Genomic DNA, 17,167 nt, shown 5'->3' with positions numbered 1-17,167 from the left:
GCGCGTGACCGCCGTCTGGTTCGCAGCACTGGCGCTGCTCCTGGCGGGTCCCGTCCCGGCCCTGCTGGCCCGGGCCCGGTGGACCTGGCAGGTGCCGCGCGCTGCCCTCGTGCTCTGGCAGGCCATCGCGCTCGGTGCCGTCCTGGCCACCCTCGGCGCCGGTCTGGCCTCGCTGTCCCTGCTGTTCACCGAGGAACCCGGGTTCCCCTTCCTCGAACGTCACGGCCCCGTCCAGACCACCCTCATCGGTCTCGGCTCGGCGCTCGTCGCCGTCGTCACCGTCCGGTTCTGGGTCGTCGCCACCCTCGTCGGCATCCGCACCCGCCGCCGTCGCAACCGTCACCGCGAGATGGTGGACCTGCTGCACCGCAAGGAGTCCACCTCCGAGGTCGACGCCGCGCTGCTGTCCGAGACCGGCGTGCGGGTCCTGACCGGCCCCGGCCGCGTCGCCTACTGCGTGCCCGGCGTGCACTCCCGCGTCGTCGTCTCCGACGCCATGCTGAACTCCCTGACCCCCGAGGAGGTGCGCGCCGTCCTGGCCCACGAACGGGCCCACCTGCGCGCCCGCCACGACCTCGTCCTCGAGGGGTTCACCGCCCTGCACGCCGCCTTCCCCCGCGTCGTGTCCAGCCAGGCCGCCCTCGACTCCGTGCGCCTGCTCGTCGAGATGCTCGCCGACGACTCCGCCCGCCGCCGCGCCGGCTCGGTGCCCCTGGCCCGCGCCCTCGTCGCCCTGGCCGGCGGCCCGGCGGGGGAGTCCGAGATGCTCGTCGGGTCCGCCGCCCTGGCCCGCGTGCGCCGCCTCGCGGCCCGCCCCGCCCGCAAGGGCCTGTCGGTCGCCGCCTACGCCGCCGCCGCGGCCGTCCTCGGCGCGCCCACCCTGGGCATCGCCGTCCCCTGGCTGCAGGCCAGCTACCGGGCGCTCGCGCGCTGAGCCGCCCGGCGCACCGCGGTGCGCGGCTCGAACCGGCTCACCGTCAGCAGCGTCTCGGGGGCCACCCCCGTCATCCAGTCCACGACCTGCACGTCCGGGTCGGTGAAGGCGTGCTGCAGCACGGCGTGCTCCAGCACCCGGCCGGGGGAGTAGCGCGCCCACCGGGTCACGAAGCGCCCCTCGAAGATCCCGTACCGCTGCGCGCCGGGCACACCGACGACGTACGCGGCGAGCTCGCCGTCCAGGCGCAGCTCGGCCAGCTCCCGCCGCCCCAGGTTGCCCAGGGCCTGCAACCGCGACCACCACGTCCGCCGGCCCTGGGGGGTGTCCAGCGCGCACGCGATGCCGTGCACCGCGTCCCGGTCGCGGTAGGCCGTCTCCAGCTCGGGCAGCACCGCCGCGAACCGGGCGGGGTCCTCGCTGATGGTCACCTCGGCGCGGACGCCGTCGGCGGCCAGCCGGTTGGCCGTCTTGCGCAGGTTCTTGCGCACCCCGGCGCTGACCAGCTGCTGCCCCTCGCCCGGGCGCTCTACGACGGGGACCGCCAGCCCCGGCACGACGTCCGCACCCGCACCGGCCGCGAAGGCCCGCACGTGCGGGTCGTCGGGCAGCTCCTGCAGGTCCAGCGCGGCGCCGCGCCGGGCGGCGGCGTCCGCCACGGCCGCTCCCAGGGCCGCCGCCGCCGCCGGGGAGGTCGAGGGCAGGCCGGCCGCGTAGCCGCCCCCGCCGGTGAGCAGCCCGGTCCGGCGTCCACCGTCGTCCACGTGGTCGACCAGCGCGACGAAACCCTCGTCGCCTCCCAGGTCCACGCCCCACACCGCCGCCGGCGGGACGACCTCCAGGGCCGAACGCACCCACGCGGCCGACGCGGTGGGCGAACAGCGGGCGTCGAGCACGTCGGCGCGGCGGGACAGGGCGGCCAGGACCGCGTCGAGGTCCTCCAGGACCTCGACGAGCGCGGTGGTGCTGGTGGTCACGAGAACTTCCCGGGGAGAGCAGGGGCGGGGACGGTGGTCAGGACGGTGTCCGGGGCGGTGCCCGGGGTGGTGTCCGGAGTGGCGGCGGTGCCGCGCACGACGGACCGGGGGTCGTGCTCGAGCAGCCAGTGGTCGAGCTCGTCGGCGGGCAGGGCCTTGGCGTACAGCCAGCCCTGCATGACGTCGCACCCGGCGGCCGCGAGCTCGCGGCTGGTGGCCTCGTCCTCGACGCCCTCGGCCACCAGCCGCAGTCCCAGGGAGTGGGCCAGCATGATCGTCGAGCGGACGATGGCCAGGGCGCGGGGGTCCCCGACGAGGTCGTCGAGGAAGGACTTGTCGAGCTTCAGGTCGTCGATGGGCAGCTGACGCAGGTAGGCCAGGGAGGAGTACCCCGTCCCGTAGTCGTCGACCGCGACGCGGATCCCCCTGCGGCGCAGACTGTCCAGGATGCCCTGGGCGCGCACGCGGTCGGCCATGAGGAAGTCCTCGGTGATCTCGATCTCCAGCAGGTGCGCCGGCAGCCCGCGCTCGGCGAGCAGGTCCGCGACCCGGCCGGGCAGGTCGGCGTCCCCCAGCGAGGAGGCCGACAGGTTCACCGCCACCGCCAGCGGGGCGCCCGCGCGCCACCAGCGCGCGGCCTGGTCCAGGGCCTGCTCGAGGACCGCGCGCGTCAGCTCCTCCATCAGCCCCGCGGTCTCGACCACCGGCAGGAACGCGTCGGGGAACAGCAGCCCGCGGCGCGGGTGCTGCCAGCGCACGAGCGCCTCGACGCTGCGCACGACGCCCGTGGCGACGTCGACCTTCGGCTGGTAGTGCAGGAGCATCCGGCGCGCGGTGATGTCCGAGCGCAGCAGCTCGGCGGTCTCCAGCCGCTCGCCGGAGGCGAACTCGTCGACGTCCACCGAGTAGGAGAAGGTCCCCAGCCGCCGGCTCTTGGCGTGGTACATCGCCACGTCGGCCTGGCGCAGCAGCGTCGCCAGTTCCGCGGTCGCCGCGGGCAGGACGGAGACGCCGACGCTGGCCCGCGCCCGGACGTGGACCCCCTGCAGGTCGTAGGGCTCGTCCAGGGCCGCGTGGACCGCCTCGGCCAGCCCCAGCGCCCCGCTCGGGCCGGCAGCCTGCACGAGGGCGAACTCGTCCCCGCCCAGGCGCACGACGATCGTCTGCGCGGAACCGGGGAGCGAGGTGTCCGTCACCTGCCGCAGGCGGCGGCCGATGTCGCGCAGCAGGGCGTCACCGGCCTGGTGCCCGAGGCTGTCGTTGACCTCCTTGAACCCGTCGAGGTCCAGCAGCAGCAGGGCCACGGTGGCCTCCGGCGCCCCCGCGGTGGCCTCGGCCAGCAGCAGCGGGGTCCGGCGGTACAGGGCGCGCCGGTTGCCCAGCCCCGTCAGCTCGTCGGTCTGCGCCAGCTCGCGCTGCTCGGCGAGCTTGGTCACCTCCCGCAGGGTGAACAGCAGCCGGGCCAGGGCGCTGAGGATCGTCGCCGCCGCGACCGCGACGGCCACCGGGTGCAGGGCGTACCGGTGGTCGGTGACCAGGACCCCCAGGGCCACCGCGGTGGACAGCACCGGGATCGACAGCAGCGCCCAGGTGGGCAGCTTCGGACCGGTCGGGGCCGACGTCCAGCCCGGGGTGAACCCCATCAGCACCACACCGCTGACCCAGACCCCGTCGGTCAGCCCGCCCGAGACGTACGTCCCCTTCGCCGTGGCGAACAGGTACGCCATGTCGGCGACGACGAACACCACCAGGCCCGCGGCCAGCAGCCACAGCCCCTTCGGGGGCTGCCAGCCGTACAGGGCCAGCACCGCGGCCAGGACCATCAGCAGCACCAGGTCCAGCGCCGGGTAGGCCGACGTCGTGGCCACCGCCGCCCACGAACCGCGCGCGGACACGATGGGCCCGATGACCGCGGCCGCGGCCACGGCGCCCACGGCCAGGGCCCCCACCACCCCGTCCAGCCACAGGCTCCGGGCGTGCCGGGCGTCGCGGTGCTTGGCCAGCAGGATGAGGGCCACGAACACCAGCGGGTAGAAGAGCAGGAACCCCGCGTCGGCGCCGGAGGGGTACGGCTGGTCCGGCAACGGGCGCACGAAGAACGTCCAGAAGACGTTGCCCGAGCCGTACACCGCCAGGGCGATCGACAACAGGTACCCCCCGCGCCGGGAACCGGTCAGGCCCAGGGTCCGCACCAGGCACAGCCCCGCCGCCGCCTCGTAGGCCAGGTTGTTGAGCAGCCCGTCCAGCACGAAGGAGTAGCCCGACCCCGACCGGACCCCGGGCACCGTCGAGACGACGAAGGCGACCGGGACGCACAGCAGCAGCGCGTGCAGGACACGCCGCCAGCGCAGCGGCAGCACCAGCCGGTGCGGTGTGGTTGAAGCCACGACTACCTCCAAGGTCACTAGAGGTGTCGGTTGCACGGGCGCACCGCTCGACCCGCCGAACGGGTGGACCAGAGGCTCCCCCTGCTCAGCCCACGGACGTCAGGACCGCCCCGAGCAGCACCACCACGACACCGGCGACCTGCACCCGGGCCAGGCGCTCACCGTGGAAGCGACCGGCCAGCAGCACCGTCACCGCCGGGTACAGGGAGGCCAGGACCGCGACGACGCTGACCAGACCCGCGGTGGAGGCCAGCGCGTAGGCCGCCGTCGCGCCCAGGTCCAGCACGCCCAGCCCCAGCAGGGCCGACAGGTCCCGCCGGCCCACCGGCGCGGCGTCGCGACGGCGGGCGAACGCCACCGCCACGACCAGCACCACCGAGGTCAGCCGCATGCCCAGCAGCGAGCCGGCCACGGACGTCTCGCTGGCGCGGGCCAGCGCCTCGATCTCGACCCCGAACAGCAGGGCCGCCAGCAGCGCCAGCCCCACGGCCAGCGGCGGCGTCCGGGTCGACGGCGACAGCTCCGGACCCGCCACCCCCACCACGCCCACCAGCGCGAGCACCGCCCCCACCACCTGCAGCGCCCCGGGTCGCTCACCGGCGACCAGGCCCGCCACGAACGGCACGAGCATCCCGCAGGAGGCGATCGGGGCGACCACGCCCATCGTCCCGCGGGCCAGCGCGGTGTACAGGGCGGCCATCGCCCCCGCCCACGTGAGACCGGCCACCACCGCCCAGCCCACCCAGCCCCCCAGCGGTACCCGGACCACGTGCCCCGAGGCCACCAGCAGCGGCAGGGCCACCAGCAGCACCAGCGCGGACAGAGCCTGGGAGACCGCGAGGACCTGACCGGCCCGCAACCGCCGGCTCACGCTGCCGCCGACGAAGTCCGAACCACCCCACAGGAAACTGGCCATCAAGGCCAAGGCGACGCTCACCCGATCCCCTCGACCGGCACCCGGCCGTCCTTGAGGCCCGTCGCGCCGCGTCTTGACGCCGACCCGGCGCGACGGGTGGATGGGAGGGTGAGCCCTCAGGCCCGCCGGCGCGCGGCCCGGTCCCCGATCTGGTCCCCGGGCTGGTCGCTGACCCGGCTCGTGGCCACCGTCAGCTGCGTGGCCCTCGTGCTCGCCCTGGCCGCCGGCACCCTCGTGCTCACCACCCTCGCCCAGGTCGCGACCGCCCGGCAGCAGCAGGACCTCGCCCGGTCGGCCCGGCACACCCTCGGCGCCGTGCTCACGGGCTACCTCGACGAGGAGACCGGGCTGCGCGGCTACCTGGCCACCGGCGAGGACCAGTTCCTCGAACCCCTCACCACCGCCGAGACCGCGCTGCCCGCCCTGCAGGACACCCTGCGCCGGCAGGCCGGCGCCCTCGGGGTCCCCGACGGCCTGCTCACCGCGCCCCTGGACACCCACGCCCGCTGGAGCGCCTGGGCCCAGCGGGAACGGGCCCGCCGGCAGGCCGGTGACCCCACCGTCGCGGCCGCCCTCGACCAGACCCTGGCCGGCAAGCAGCTCTTCGACACCCTGCGCCGGCAGGTCGACGCCCTCGACGCCTGGCTGAGCGAGCGCGAGCGCCGGCACCGGGACCGCTTCGACACCCTGGACCGGCGGCTGCAGGCGTCCGTCGCGGTGTCCCTGGCCGTCCTCGTGGCCGGCCTCGCCGGCGGCTACCTCTTCCTGCGCCGCACGGTGACCGCCCCGGTGGCCCGCCTGGCCCGCGCCAGCCGCGCCGTCGCCCACGGCGACCTCGACGCCCGGCTGCCCACCGGCGGCGCCCCCGAGGTCGACGCCCTGGCCGGTGACGTCGCCGACATGCGTGACCGCCTCACCGCCGACCTGGGACGCACCCGGCAGGCCCTGGAGGCCCTGGCCCAGGCCGACCCGGCGCTCGCCGCCCTGCAGCGCGAGCTGAGCGCGGACGCACCACCGGGACCGTCGGCGTGGGCCGGGCTGAGCGTGGAGGTGCGCGCCGAGGCGGCCGAGGGGGTCCTGGCCGGGGACTGGTGCGACGTCTTCGAGGTCACGACCCGCGAGCTCGCCGTCGTCATCGGCGACGTGAGCGGGCACGGCGCGGCCAGCGCGGTGTTCGCCCTGCGCCTCAAGCACACCCTGCGGACGGCGCTGCACGTCACCGCCTCACCCGCCCAGGCGCTGCGCGTCCTGGCCGCCCGCTCGGCCGACACCGACCCGGAGATGTTCGCCACGCTCTTCGTCGGCCTCCTGGACCTCGTCGGCGCCCGGCTGACCTACGTCAACGCCGGCCACCCGCCCGGGCTGCTGCAGACCCCCGACGGCCGGTGGCAGGAGCTGGCGGCCACCGGACCGCTGCTGTCGCCGGTCCTCGTGGACGCGGAGTGGACCGAGCGGGCCGTGGACTTCGTGCCCGGTCAGCGGCTGCTGCTGTACACCGACGGCGTGCTGGAGGCCCGCGACCCCGGCGGCCGCGAGTTCGGCCTCGAGGGGGTGCGCCGGTCCCTGGCGCAGGTGCGCGACCGGCGTGCCGGACTCGTCGACGCCGTCGAGGCCGCGGCCGTGCGGCACAGCCGCTTCCGGGCCCGCGCCGACGACCACACCCTGCTGCTGCTCAGCCGCGCGACGGGACCGGCCTGACCCTGCCGCGCCGCTTCGCGGCGTACATCGCCTCGTCCGCCACGGCCAGCGCCGCCTCGGCCACGTCGGCGTCGTCGCGGCCGGCGACCGGCCTCGCCCACGTCGTCCCGACGCTGGCCCCGACCGAGTAGGTCCCCGCGGTGAGCGCGAAGGGAGTGGCCAGGCACTCCCGCAGCCGGTCCGCGATCGCCTGCAGCACCGTCTCCTCCTGCCCCCGGCCGGACAGGACCAGGTCGGGGCAGACCACCGCGAACTCGTCCCCGCCGCAGCGCGCCAGCGTGTCCTCGGGGCGCAGGCACGTGCTGAACCGGTCGGCGACCTGCTGCAGCAGTTCGTCACCCGCCGCGTGACCGGCGGCGTCGTTGACGGCCTTGAACCCGTCGAGGTCGATGAACAGCACTCCCACCTGCGCCGGCTCGCGCCGCGCCGCGGCCAGCGCGTGGGTCAGGCGGTCGCGCAGCAGGACCCGGTTCGGCAGACCCGTCAGGGAGTCGTGCAGCGCCTGGTGCCGCAGCAGCCGCTCGGCGGCCTTGCGCGCCGTGACGTCCTCGATGAGGCACAGCAGGTAGGGCTCGTCGCCGGTCCCGGTGGCACCGCCCCAGCCGGCTTCGGTCAGCATGGTGGCCGACATCAGGCCCCAGCGGGTCCGGCCGTCGGCGTGCTGGTAGCGCTTCTCCTGGCGGGCCTGCGTCACGTCCCCGGACAGGAAGGGCGCGAACGCGCTGACGCAGTCGGCGCGGTCGTCGGGGTGGGTCAGGGCGTGGACGTCCAGCTGCAGCAGTTCCCAGGCGGCGAACCCGGTGAACTCGCACAGCGTCGCGTTGACCTGCAGGATCTGCGCGGCCTCCGCACCGGCCAGGCCGACGACCATCATCCCCACGGGGGCGGTGTCGAAGGCGGCTCGGAACCGTCGCTCGGACGCGGCGAGCCGGGCCACGGCCGCCCGCTCGGCCGTGACGTCGCGCGCGGCCACGACCGCGCCGCCGGCCCAGTGCTCACCGGTGCTGGCCGGCAGCGGGTGGGCGCCCACGCTCAGCAACCCCTCCGCGGCGCCCGCGGTCCGCACCAGCATGTCGGTCGGCTCGACCGTCTCCCCGCGCAGGGCCCGGGCGACCGGCAGGTCGGCCGTCTCCCACGGCCGCCCGTCGGGCCGCCGGACCTGGACCTGCCCGCTCCAGCGCTCCATCGGGGCCCCGGCGGCCAGGTAGGGGAACAGCGCCGCGGCGGCCGGGTTGAGCAGCAGCGCCGTGCCCCGGGCGTCGAACACGCTCAGGGCGTCCCCGGTGCTCTCGAAGACGGTCTGCAGCAGCGCGGCCTGGGCCTCGGACTCCTCCTGAGCCCGGCGCAGGCCGGCCACCAGGACCAGCCGGTCGTCGCGGATCAGGGCCAGGACGAGGGAGGCCAGCGCGACGACCGTCACGAACCCCTGGGCCAGCAGCACCCGTGTCACCGGGGTGCCCACCGAGAACGGGCCCCGCCCGGCCATGGTGAGCGTCACGACCCACACCCCGACGACCAGGACGTGCCCGGCGGTGGCCGTGGTGCGGAAGCGCAGCGCGATCCACATGCTGGCCGGCAGCAGCGTGAAGGCCACCGGCAGGTGCTGCGGCTGGGCGAAGACCACGGTGTAGGCGGCGGCGACGACCACGACGGCCGCGAGGACCTCAGGGCGCCCGGGGCCGGGCGTCGTGCGCGCCAGGCCCCGGTCGCCCAGCCGCAGCGCGAGCGCGGCGAAGACGAAGGTGCTGGCCGCGTTGCGCAGCAACCAGGCCCCGGCCGACTGGGTCCAGGGGACCCCGTCCAGCAGGAGCAGGGCCAGGGGCCCGATGCACGTCGCGGCCGCCGCCCCGGCCGTGGACCCGACGACCAGGGCCGACAGGTCCGCCGGGACCCGCAACCGCCACGGCTGCGTGCCCGCCCGGGTCTGCAGCCGGTGCGTCACCGCGCACGAGACGAACGCCTGCGCGCCGTTGGCGAGCCCGAACACCGCACCCAGCGCCGGTCCGGTGCCGGTGACGGTGTTCAGCAGCCCCGACAGCACCGCGACCGCGGCCGTGACCGCCGCCACCGCGCGCCGGTCGCGCCAGACCTGGGCCAGCCACACGAACGCCACCGCGGCGGCCGGCCACACCAGGGCCAGCGTCGAGCCGGGCAGCCGGGTGCCGCGGCCGACGACGACGGCGAGGGTGTAGGCGCACGCGAACCCCACGTGCACCGCGACGGTGCGCGCGGTGCCCGGCGAGGGCGGACGAGGGGCCACCTCGCACGGATCGACCACTGGGCCCACCGCCTTGAGCGTCCCGGGCTCCGCCGCACGCGGGCCGCAAGCGGATCGAGGCCCCCACCCGGCGGGTGGGGGCCTCGATCGAGGGGTGGCGGTGCCCGCTCACCCGGCCCGGTGCGGCCGGCTCACTGCTGCAGCAGGTACAGCTCAAGCTGCACGACACCGGCCTGCGGGGACTGGGCGTTGACCGCGCGCCAGAAGTCGCGCTTGGCCGAGCCCTGGAAGACGCCGGGGGAGGCGACGTCGAGCTGGGCGTTGACCCTGCGGGCCAGCGCGGTCCCCGCGCCGGGGTCGGTCGCCGTGCCGAAGGTCAGCACGAAGGCGGCCCGGCGGCCCTGGGCGGCCAGGTCCTGCACGGCGGCGGCGACCGAGGCGCGGATCGCGTCGTCGGAGGAGCTGTCGACGCTGACCTGCAGGACCACGGGGGCCTGCGCGACGCCCGCGGGCATCGAGGGCACCGGGTCCGGGGCGGGGGCCGTGACCGTCACGGTGGGCACGGGGGTCGGGGCGGGGGCGACGGTTGCGGCGACCGCCGTCGCGGCGGTGCGCGACTCACCGGCGGAGTCGTCGCCGGCGTGGACCGCGCCACCGGCCGCGAGGCCGATGATCGTCAGCGCGAGCAGGGCGTCGGCGAAGACCCAGCCGGCCAGGCCGACGGTCGCGTTCTCGCGGCGGCCGCGCCCGCGGCCCGCGGCGGGGCGCCTCACTGGCCGACCCGCTGGTAGCGACGGGCGGCCAGGTCCTGCAGGGTGCGGGGCGCGACAGCCACGAACTGCTCCTCGACCTCGGGCTCGGGGGCGCGCACGACGCGGCGCTGGGGTTCGGGCTGCGGCTGCGGGGCGCGCTCGACGCGGGGCTCGGGACGCGGCTCCGGACGGAGCTCGGGACGCGGCTCGGGACGGCGCTGCGGCTGGGGCGCGACGGACGCGCGGACGGGAGCGTGGGTGGGCGCCGGGGCTGCGGGCGCGGTGCGCTGCTGCTGGCGCGCCGAGGCGATCGCGATGCGCTCGGGCAGCGTCTCCACCTGGCGCGACAGGCCGTCCATGACGTGGTCGACGACGGTGCCCAGCTCGTTGTTCAGGGTCTGGGTGAGGTCCTGGGTCAGGGAGCGCGCGGCGTCGCGGTAGGCGCGGTTGACCTGCCGGACGTGGTCCTCGCCGGCCATGGCCAGGGTCTGGCCGACCGCGGCCGAGACGTCCTCGCGCAGCGTCGAGCCGATGCTGCGCAGCGCGCGGCCGGTGGCGTCGGCGTGCTCGTGCTGGACCTTCTCCAGCCAGCGCGGCACCGAGCGCATGTCGTGGGCGGCCTCGACGAGGCGGTTCTCGATGCCCCGCCAGGAGTCCAGGACCTCGTTCTGGGTGGCGAGCAGGTCCGCGAGGCGCTCCTCGTGGCGCACGCGGCGGTCGGCGGCCTCGGTGGCGGCGGCCAGGACGTCGGTGGCGGTGCCCAGGGCGACCTCGGCGGCCTCGGAGGTCCGCTCGACGTCGCGGCGCAGGGTCTCCATGGTGCGCGCGGCGTTCTCGGCCGAGGCCGAGACGTGCTCGCTGAAGGCCTCGCCGGTCATGGTCGTGACCTGCTGGACGCTGGCGACGACGGTCGCGTGCATCGTCTCGACGGACTCGCGGGCCGTGGTCGACAGGGCGGCGACGTGGCCGGTGACGGCCTCGCCGAAGTCGGCGGAGTGCCGGCTCATGGTCGCCGCGGCGCTGGACAGCTCGGTGATGGACTCGCGGGTCTGGGTCGAGAGGGCCTCGACGGCCGAGGAGACGCCCTCGACGGCGGACAGGACCCGGTCGCGGCCCTGCAGCCCCTCGCGCAGCGCCTCGGCGGTGCCAGCGCGCACGGATTCGAGGTGCTCGGTCAGCGTCGTGGTCGACTCGGCCAGGGTGCGGGTGTGCTGCTCGCGGTCGGCGGCGATGAGCGCGCCGTGGGTGCTGACGGCCTCGGTGACGGCGGTCTGCAGCTCGGTCGCGGCGCGGGCGACGTCGGCGCCGCCGGTGTTGGCCAGCTCGGCGGCGGTGATCGCGTGCTGGGCCGAGGCGCGGACGGTGGCGACCAGCTCGCTGGTGTCGGCGTGCAGGCGGATGGTCTCGGAGACCAGGCGCCCGAGCTCGGTCAGGCCGCGCTCGAAGTGGGCGCCGAGCTGTTCGGCGGCGTTGCTGCGGAAGGGGGCCAGCACGAGGGTGGCGCGAGCGGCGAAACCGCGCAGGAGTTGCCGGTGGGACTCGTCGGCGTGGGCGGCGGCCAGGTCGTCGACGCGCTGGCGGCGGTCGGTGGCCACCGCGACGGTGATGGCCGCGGTGATGAGGACCACGGCGAGCTCGGCGACGCGGTCCAGGGAGAAGAACGTGCGCCCCCCGAACCCCGTCAGCCACAGCTGCAGGAACGACTCCCCGCCGTCGGCCTGCCCGGCGGCGCTCATGGCGCCGTAGGCGCGGCCGGCGAACAGCAGGCCGATCCACGTCACCATGATCGGCGCGAAGACCAGGATGGTGCGCAGCGAGCCCGAGCGCAGGACGCTGCGGCGCAGCTCCAGCGGGGCGACGGCGGCGTCGACGTCGAGGACCTCGAACAGGTCCGCGTCGGCCCACCGGCCCAGCCGGCCGTCGCCGCCGTCGGCCTCGGTGCGCACGGCGAAGGCCAGCTGCCGCAGCACCTCCGCGCGGTGCTCGGAGGGTTCGGCGCCGGCCAGCTGCAGGGCCTGGTCGGCCAGCTGCGACAGCTCTCCCCCCGGCTCGGCGGAGCTCTCGGTGGAGCTCTCGACGAAGCTCTCGGGGGAGCTCTCGACGGGGGTCTCGGGGGAGCGCTGGGGGAGCAGGTGCGCGTCGTCCATGGTGGTGGCGGTTCCTTCTCGTCGACTTCACGTGGCAACAGGTCCGGCAACTGGTCCGGCAGCACGTCCGGCAGCACGTGGGACTCGGGCGTGACGGGTGTTCGCTGCCCCGTGTCTCGGCAGTCCGGCGCAGGACCTTGAGGGGGCGGGTGCGCTGATCGGGGGTCACCCGTCCGGCGCAACGGGCACTCACCGTGAGCCCGGCCGGGCCGGTCGAGGCACCGGCCGAGGCCGCCGGTGGAGTGGTCGTCCGGCGCCCGCAGGTGGTGCTGGTGGGGCGCCGGTGCCCACGGAGCGTGGTGGGTGCAGTGGGGGTACCGCCGTTCGAGTGACGCCCGTGACCACGACCGGAGGACCCACCGCAGATCGGTGGTCCCGCACACCGATCGGGGCTCAAGGACCCGCCCCGGTGGGCCGAAGGAGTGTCTGAGCCTCAAGAACCCCGGCCTCACGGCCAGAACGAAACCCAGCAGTTCGAAACCCCGGAGGGTGGCCCCGTGTCCGATCTCACCAGCGTCGCACTGCACACCGCGTTGAACGGTCTGCAGGCGCGCCAGCGGGCCATCGCCGACAACATCGCCAACATCAACACCAAGGGCTACCTCGCCAACAAGGTGCAGTTCGAGGACGCCCTGGCCGGCGCCATCGCCAGCGGGGACCCGGCCTCGGCCGCGACCTCCGGCATCTCCACGAAGAAGTCGCTGGAGCCGACCCGCGAGGACGGCAACAACGTCAACCTCGACGAGGAGACGATCTCGAACATCTCGACCAACCTCAGCTACCAGACGGTGCTGAGCGCGCTGAACTCCAAGTACTCGTTGCTGCGCACCGCGATGAGCAGCCAATGACGCCGGATCGGCACTGATCCCCGTCCCCTGACCTGACATCCGGAGCGAACCCATGAGCATCTTCGACGCGATCGGCATCGCCGGCACCGGCGTCACCGTGAACCGCAAGTGGATGGACGCCGTCAGCGACAACCTGGCGAACATCAACACCGCGACCCGCACGTCGGACCCCGCCTACGAGGCCAAGTACGTCGTGGCCGCCGAGGCCGCCGACGGCAAGGGCACGCAGGTCGCCGGCGTCGTCACCGGCAGCGCGGAGGGCCGGCGGGTGTACGAGCCCACCAACCCCCTCGCCGACGCCCAGGGCTACGTCAAGTACCCCGACATCGACATGTCGAGCCAGATGACGAGCCTGATGATGGCCCAGCGCGCCTACCAGGCGAACCTGCAGACCATCACCACCGCCAAGGAGGCCTACACCTCCGCCCTGCAGCTCGGGAAGGGGTGAGGTAGGTGAGCATCGAATCGATCGGTGGCGTCGGCGACGTCGCCAGCTCCCTGGGGACGCTGGCCGCCGGCTACGGCCAGGGGATCGCCGACACCGACAACGCCCAGATGACCAGCGCGATCGGCGGCGGGTCCGGGACCACCTACACCGGCTCGGTCTCCGCCCTCGCCCCGACGGGCATCAGCGGCATCGGCACGAACACCTCGGTGGACGGCTCCTCGGGCACGGACTTCGCCTCCCTGCTGTCGGGGGGGATCGACAAGCTCCAGGGCCTGCAGTCCACCTCCGACGACCTGGCGGTCAAGGCCGCCACCGGTGACCTCACCAACGTCCACGACTACATGATCGCCAGCAACGAAGCGCAGCTGGCCACGCAGCTCACCGTCGCTGTCCGCAACAAGGCGGTCGACGCCTTCAACGAGATCATGAGGATGCAGGTCTGATGGCCAAGGCCAAGGGAAGCGCGGCGATCGTCGAGAACGCCAAGAACTTCGTCTCCGGTTTCCGGACGTTTTCGACCGGCCAGAAGGCCGTCGTCATCGCGGTGGTCGCCGCCCTGCTCGGCGGCGCCGTCCTGTTCTCGCAGTGGGCCTCCAAGCCGTCGTACTCGCCCCTGTTCTCGAACCTGTCGGGCACCGACGCCAGCGCCATCACCGACAAGCTGAGCGCCGACGGCGTGAAGTACCAGATCGCCGACGGCGGCAAGTCGATCCTGGTGCCGGCCGACAAGGTCGACGCCGAGCGCCTGGCGATGGCCGGCGCGGGGCTGCCCGCCGACACCGGCTCGGGCTACACCCTGCTCGACGACAGCGGCGTGACGACCTCGGAGTTCATGCAGCAGAAGAAGTACCAGATCGCGCTGCAGTCCGAGCTCGGGACCACGATCGAGTCGATCGACGGCGTGCAGAAGGCCATCGTGAACCTCGCCGTCCCGCAGAAGGACGTCTTCCTCGACGAGCAGAAGCCGACCACCGCCTCGGTCCTGCTCAAGCTCAAGCCGGGCACGACGCTGTCCAACGACAACGTCACCGCGATCGTCAACCTCGTCGCCGGCGGCGTCGAGGGCATGGACCCCAAGAACGTGTCCGTGGTCGACGACCAGGGCAACACGCTGTCCTCCGACGGCACCGGCTCCAGCGCCCAGAACGAGAAGACGACCGACTACAACGCCTCGGCCTCCTCGGCCCTGCAGACCTACCTCGAGGGCATCTACGGCCAGGGCAACGTCAAGGCCACGGTCAAGGCCACCCTGGACTTCGACGACAAGACCGTCCAGTCCAAGACGTACACGCAGCCCACGAAGATCGACCCGCTGGCGCAGACCACCAGCACGGAGGTCTACAACGGCAACGGGTCGGGCTCGGCGGCCGCCACGGGCGTCCTGGGCCCGGACAACATCGCCGTGCCCTCGGGCACCTCCACGGCCGGCTCGGGCAACGGCGGGTACTCCAAGACCTCCGGGTCGTCCAACCCGGCGATCGACGAGACCAACACCGTCGTCAAGCAGGCCCCCGGCAAGGTCACCAAGCAGACCGTCTCGGTCGTGCTGAACGCCGGCGCCAAGGGCGCGGCGGGGGCCGCGGACGTCAACCAGGTCACGCAGATCGCCACCCAGGCCGCCGGCGTGGACGCGACCCGCGGGGACCAGATCACGGTCGTCAAGACGGCGTTCGACAACACCGCCTCCACCGCGGCCGCCGCCGAGCTGGCCAAGGCCGAGAAGGCCGACCAGCAGGCGCAGCTCATCAGCTACGGCAAGACCGGTGCGCTGGCCCTGCTCGTCCTGATCATGCTGATCGTCATCCTGATCGCCTTCCGCCGCCGCAAGGTGGAGACGGTCGACGTCCTGGACGTCGACCCCCTCCAGCTGGGCGACATCACGGCCCCGGCCGACGGGCTCAAGGAGATCGCCCCGGCGGTCGAGAAGCCTGTGGCGCTCGAAGCAGCACCGGTGGACCCGGCCCTGGAGGCCGCGGCCGCCCGCCGCACCGAGGTCGTCGAACTCGTCTCCCGCCAGCCCGAGGAAGTCGCGGAACTGCTCCGCGGCTGGCTCGCCGATCGGAGGTCCTGACCCGTGGTGTCCACCGAGCTCGAGGTCGCACCCCTCACCGGGGCGCAGAAGGCCGCCGTCCTGCTCCTGCAGGTCGGTCAGGAGAACGCCGCGAAGGTGCTCGGGCACCTGCGCCCGGCCGAGATCGAGGAGCTGACCGCGGAGATCCTGCGGCTGCGCTCGGTCACCCCCGAGGTGGCCGGCGTGGTCCTGGAGGAGTTCCACGGGATGATCGCCTCCCCGCTGCGCGGCGGGCTCGGCGGTCTGGACTACGCCCAGTCGCTGCTGGAGGGCGCCCTGGGCGCCGAGGGCGCGGCCGAGGTCCTCGGCCGCGTCGCCGAGGCGGCCGTCGTGCAGCCCTTCCAGTTCCTGCACCAGGCCGACCCGCAGCAGATCCTCACGTTCCTGACGGGGGAGCACCCGCAGACCATCGCCCTGGTCGTGGCGCACCTGCGCCCCGACCAGGCCTCGATGATCCTCGGCGGGCTCACCGCCGAGATGCAGGCCGACATCGCGCTGCGCATCGCCACGATGGAGGCGACCAGCTCCGAGTACGTCCGCCTCGTCGAGGACGTCGTCCAGCGCCGCACGTCCACCGTGCTGCAGGCCAAGACGAACACCGCCGTCGGCGGCGTCCAGCCCCTGGTCGACATCATCAACCGCGCCGACCGCGGTACCGAGCGCTCCATCCTCGAGGGTCTGGCGGCCAAGAACGCCGCCCTGGCCGAGGAGATCCGCGGCCTCATGTTCGTCTTCGAGGACATCACCACCCTCGACGACCGCGCGATCCAGCTCGTGCTGCGCGGGGTCGAGACGGCCGACCTGGCCACGGCCCTCAAGGGCGTCACCGAGACGGTCCGGGACAAGATCCTCAAGAACGTCTCCGAACGCGCCCGCGAGAACCTCCTCGACGAGATCGAGCTCATGGGCCCGGTCCGCATGTCCGCGGTCGAGGAGTCGCAGCAGAAGGTCGTCGCGATCATCCGTCAGCTGGAGGAGTCCGGCCAGATCGTGCTGACGCGTGGCGGTGACGATGACTTCGTCTCGTAACTTCCAGCCGGCGAGCACGACCCCGGCGGGCCGCGAGCCCCGCGTGTTCGTCGCCGTCCCGGCGGCGACGAGCACGTCCCCCCGCGGCTTCGTGGGCCTCGACCTCGCCCAGCGCGAGGACGGCGAGGAGCTGGTGCGGCTGCGCGAGCAGGCCCGCACCGAGGGCTACGCCGCCGGCTGGGCCGCCGGGATGCGCCAGGCGGCCGAGAAGGCCGCCGCGGAGCTGGAGGCCCAGAAGGAGGCCGCGCACGTCGCGGCCCGCCTCGACCGCGACGAGCGCCGCGCGGCCCGCACCCGGGCCGAGGAGGCCCTGCTGGCCGCCGGCGACGCCCTGCGCGCCGAGCGCGAACCCGCGATCGGGGCGCTGGCCGACACCGTCCTGGAGCTGGCCCTGGAGCTCGCCGGCGCCGTCCTGGACCGCGAGGTCCAGCTCATGGACTCCCAGGTCGGGGAGGCCGTGCGCCGCGCGCTGAAGCCCCTGGACGCCGAGAAGCCCGTCACCGTGCGGGTCAACCCGGCCGACTTGATGGTCCTGACGGGTGACGCCCTCAAGGGGAAGCACTCACTGTCCGACACAGAACTCGTGAGCTTCCTCCCCGACCCCACCGTCCAGCCGGGTGACGCGATCGCGCGCCAGGGTGACACCGAGGTGGACGCCGGCCTGCGCGCCAGCGTCTCCCGGGCCCTGGCGGCTCTCGTCGGAGAGGGCGCGGACGGAGTCCAGGCGTGAACGCCCCGACGA

The 17,167-nt window shown here is 74.5% G+C and carries 14 protein-coding genes; 8 read left to right on the top strand and 6 right to left on the bottom strand.

The annotated features are described in order from the left end of the window. Window positions 1-4: 4 nt before the first annotated feature. On the top strand, window positions 5-934 hold the full coding sequence (locus CLV37_RS02365) for a M56 family metallopeptidase (protein WP_106206558.1): 930 nt from the start codon (window positions 5-7) through the stop codon (window positions 932-934). Here the strand turns inward: CLV37_RS02365 and CLV37_RS02360 are convergent. The 3 genes from CLV37_RS02360 to CLV37_RS02350 form a co-directional block, all read right to left on the bottom strand. Further along, window positions 913-1,911: a GNAT family N-acetyltransferase gene (locus tag CLV37_RS02360; RefSeq protein ID WP_170127007.1), complete on the bottom strand. Its 999-nt coding sequence runs from the start codon at window positions 1,909-1,911 to the stop codon at window positions 913-915. The two genes, CLV37_RS02365 and CLV37_RS02360, sit on opposite strands and share 22 nt — an antisense overlap. Beyond that, complete coding sequence (locus CLV37_RS02355) at window positions 1,908-4,298, bottom strand: putative bifunctional diguanylate cyclase/phosphodiesterase (protein WP_146149265.1); 2,391 nt, start codon at window positions 4,296-4,298, stop codon at window positions 1,908-1,910. The genes CLV37_RS02360 and CLV37_RS02355 overlap by 4 nt, the downstream gene beginning before the upstream one ends. Before the next feature lie 85 nt (window positions 4,299-4,383). Next, window positions 4,384-5,235, bottom strand: a complete 852-nt coding sequence (locus CLV37_RS02350; protein WP_170127006.1) for an EamA family transporter — start codon at window positions 5,233-5,235, stop codon at window positions 4,384-4,386. Between the two features lie 87 nt (window positions 5,236-5,322). Here CLV37_RS02350 and CLV37_RS02345 point away from each other — a divergent pair, with 87 nt between their 5' ends. Next, window positions 5,323-6,912 (top strand): PP2C family protein-serine/threonine phosphatase, encoded by a 1,590-nt coding sequence (locus CLV37_RS02345; RefSeq protein WP_170127005.1) that lies wholly within the window; start codon window positions 5,323-5,325, stop codon window positions 6,910-6,912. Here the strand turns inward: CLV37_RS02345 and CLV37_RS02340 are convergent. From CLV37_RS02340 to CLV37_RS02330, 3 genes are all read right to left on the bottom strand, one after another. Continuing rightward, the gene (locus tag CLV37_RS02340) at window positions 6,887-9,172 is read right to left on the bottom strand and encodes a diguanylate cyclase domain-containing protein (RefSeq protein WP_170127004.1); all 2,286 of its coding nucleotides are present in this window, start codon (window positions 9,170-9,172) and stop codon (window positions 6,887-6,889) included. The genes CLV37_RS02345 and CLV37_RS02340 overlap by 26 nt on opposite strands. Window positions 9,173-9,321: 149 nt before the next feature. Continuing rightward, window positions 9,322-9,903 carry a hypothetical protein gene (locus CLV37_RS02335; RefSeq protein WP_106206545.1) on the bottom strand — a complete coding sequence of 194 codons (582 nt, stop codon included), beginning with the start codon at window positions 9,901-9,903 and terminating at the stop codon, window positions 9,322-9,324. Beyond that, window positions 9,900-12,029: a hypothetical protein gene (locus CLV37_RS02330; protein WP_106206543.1), complete on the bottom strand. Its 2,130-nt coding sequence runs from the start codon at window positions 12,027-12,029 to the stop codon at window positions 9,900-9,902. Before CLV37_RS02330 ends, CLV37_RS02335 begins: the two co-directional genes overlap by 4 nt. 497 nt (window positions 12,030-12,526) lie before the next feature. On the opposite strand from CLV37_RS02330, the gene flgB reads away from it, so the two are divergent. The 6 genes from flgB to CLV37_RS02300 all read left to right on the top strand — a co-directional run bounded on the left by flgB (window position 12,527) and on the right by CLV37_RS02300 (window position 17,155). Beyond that, complete coding sequence (flgB, locus tag CLV37_RS02325; protein ID WP_106206541.1) at window positions 12,527-12,877, top strand: flagellar basal body rod protein FlgB; 351 nt, start codon at window positions 12,527-12,529, stop codon at window positions 12,875-12,877. A 52-nt stretch (window positions 12,878-12,929) separates the two neighbouring features. Continuing rightward, complete coding sequence (gene flgC, locus CLV37_RS02320; protein WP_106206539.1) at window positions 12,930-13,325, top strand: flagellar basal body rod protein FlgC; 396 nt, start codon at window positions 12,930-12,932, stop codon at window positions 13,323-13,325. A 107-nt stretch (window positions 13,326-13,432) separates the two neighbouring features. Beyond that, on the top strand, window positions 13,433-13,768 hold the full coding sequence (gene fliE, locus CLV37_RS02315) for a flagellar hook-basal body complex protein FliE (protein WP_106207371.1): 336 nt from the start codon (window positions 13,433-13,435) through the stop codon (window positions 13,766-13,768). Next, complete coding sequence (gene fliF / locus CLV37_RS02310; protein WP_106206537.1) at window positions 13,768-15,396, top strand: flagellar basal-body MS-ring/collar protein FliF; 1,629 nt, start codon at window positions 13,768-13,770, stop codon at window positions 15,394-15,396. The genes fliE and fliF overlap by 1 nt, the downstream gene beginning before the upstream one ends. Before the next feature lie 3 nt (window positions 15,397-15,399). After that, window positions 15,400-16,425 carry a flagellar motor switch protein FliG gene (gene fliG / locus CLV37_RS02305; RefSeq protein WP_106206535.1) on the top strand — a complete coding sequence of 342 codons (1,026 nt, stop codon included), beginning with the start codon at window positions 15,400-15,402 and terminating at the stop codon, window positions 16,423-16,425. After that, window positions 16,409-17,155 carry a FliH/SctL family protein gene (locus CLV37_RS02300; protein ID WP_146149264.1) on the top strand — a complete coding sequence of 249 codons (747 nt, stop codon included), beginning with the start codon at window positions 16,409-16,411 and terminating at the stop codon, window positions 17,153-17,155. The genes fliG and CLV37_RS02300 overlap by 17 nt, the downstream gene beginning before the upstream one ends. The last annotated feature ends 12 nt before the right edge of the window (window positions 17,156-17,167 follow it).

The sequence above is a fragment of the Kineococcus rhizosphaerae genome (assembly GCF_003002055.1).
GTDB lineage: Bacteria > Actinomycetota > Actinomycetes > Actinomycetales > Kineococcaceae > Kineococcus > Kineococcus rhizosphaerae.
Note: the sequence above shows the minus strand (reverse complement) of the source record. Positions and strands in the feature narration are given on the sequence as shown.

Excerpts from the sequence above, each read along its gene's own strand:
- CLV37_RS02330 (WP_106206543.1), bottom strand. The coding sequence starts at position 12,029 with ATGGACGACGCGCACCTGCTCCCCCAGCGCTCCCCCGAGACCCCCGTC.
- flgC (WP_106206539.1), top strand. The coding sequence starts at position 12,930 with ATGAGCATCTTCGACGCGATCGGCATCGCCGGCACCGGCGTCACCGTG.
- fliE (WP_106207371.1), top strand. The coding sequence starts at position 13,433 with ATGACCAGCGCGATCGGCGGCGGGTCCGGGACCACCTACACCGGCTCG.
- fliF (WP_106206537.1), top strand. The coding sequence starts at position 13,768 with ATGGCCAAGGCCAAGGGAAGCGCGGCGATCGTCGAGAACGCCAAGAAC.
- CLV37_RS02300 (WP_146149264.1), top strand. The coding sequence starts at position 16,409 with ATGACTTCGTCTCGTAACTTCCAGCCGGCGAGCACGACCCCGGCGGGC.